The 1,272-nt window shown below is 75.3% G+C and carries 1 protein-coding gene; it reads left to right on the top strand.

What is annotated here, in order from left to right; all coding sequences use genetic code 11:
- On the top strand, window positions 1-1,087 hold a 1,087-nt coding region (locus tag RI554_11620; protein ID MDR9392661.1), incomplete at its 5' end, for a hypothetical protein.
- Between the last annotated feature and the right edge of the window lie 185 nt (window positions 1,088-1,272).

Below are 1,272 nucleotides of genomic sequence, written 5' to 3'. Positions count from 1 at the left end.
TCGCGGCATGAGCGACGCGAACGACGCCCCCCGTCCCGACCTCGACCTGACGTTCCTCGATGCGCTGTTGCAGGCGCCCGGCCCCAGCAGTTTCGAGTCGCGGCCCGCCGCGGTGTTCGCCGACCAGGCCGCCGCGCACGGCCTCGAGGTGCGGCGCGACGTCTACGGCTCGACGTTCGCCGTCGCCGGGGCGGGCCGCACGCCGCGGTTGGTGCTGTCGGGCCACATCGACGAGATCGGGCTCCTCGTCCGCCACGTCGACGACCAGGGGTTCGCCTGGTTCGGGACGGTCGGCGGGTGGGACGCCCAACAGCTGGTCGGGCAGCGCGTCCGCATCGTCGGTCGCAACGGCGACGTCGTCGGCGTGATCGGCCGCAAACCGATCCACCTCCTCAGCGCCGAGGACCGCCGCAAGGTCGTCACGAGCGACGGGCTGTTCATCGACGTCGGCGCCACCGACCGCGAGGACGCCCTCGCGGTCGTCGCGCCCGGCGACGCCGCGGTGATCGAGCAACCCACCCTGCACCTCCGTAACGGCCGCATCGCCAGCAAAGCGCTCGACGACCGCATCGGGGCGTACGTCGCCCTCGAGGTCGCGCGCCGCAGCGCCGACGCGCCGCTCGAGACGATCGCCAGCGCGACGGTGCAGGAGGAGATCGGCGGGGTCGGGGCCGCCGCCGCGGGGTACGGCCTGGAGCCGGACGTCGCGATCGCGATCGACGTCACGCACGCCACCGACGTCCCCGGCATCCAGGCCCGCCGCGAGGGCGAGCACGCCCTCGGGTCCGGGCCCGAACTGTCGGTCGGGTCGTTCGTGCACCGCGGGGTGTTCGAGGCGCTCCGCGCCGTCGCGGAGGCGGAAGCGATCCCCTACACCGTCGGGACCGCGCCGCGCCGCACCGCGACCGACGCCGACCACCTCGCGCCCGCCCGGGCGGGGACCCGCACGGCGGTCGTGTCGATCCCCAACCGCTACATGCACTCCCCCAGCGAACTGGTCGACGTCCGCGACGTCGACGCCGTCATCCGCCTCCTGACCGCCTTCGCGCGCGCCCTGCCGGACCTGCACCCCATCGCGCAACCCTGAGCGGGCGCCGCGCGCACGCCGCGGTACCCTCGCGGCGTGCGTCTCGTCGTCTGTCACGACCCGCCCGACTTCGACGCGCTCGCCAGCCTGGCGCTCGCACGGCGCCTGCACGCCGGCGCGCGCGCGTGGCTCCCGAGCGGCACGACGGCGGACGTCGCCGCGGTCGCGAACCTCTACCGCGACCG

It is taken from the genome of Trueperaceae bacterium (assembly GCA_031581195.1).
Lineage (GTDB): Bacteria > Deinococcota > Deinococci > Deinococcales > Trueperaceae > SLSQ01.
Note: the sequence above shows the minus strand (reverse complement) of the source record. Positions and strands in the feature narration are given on the sequence as shown.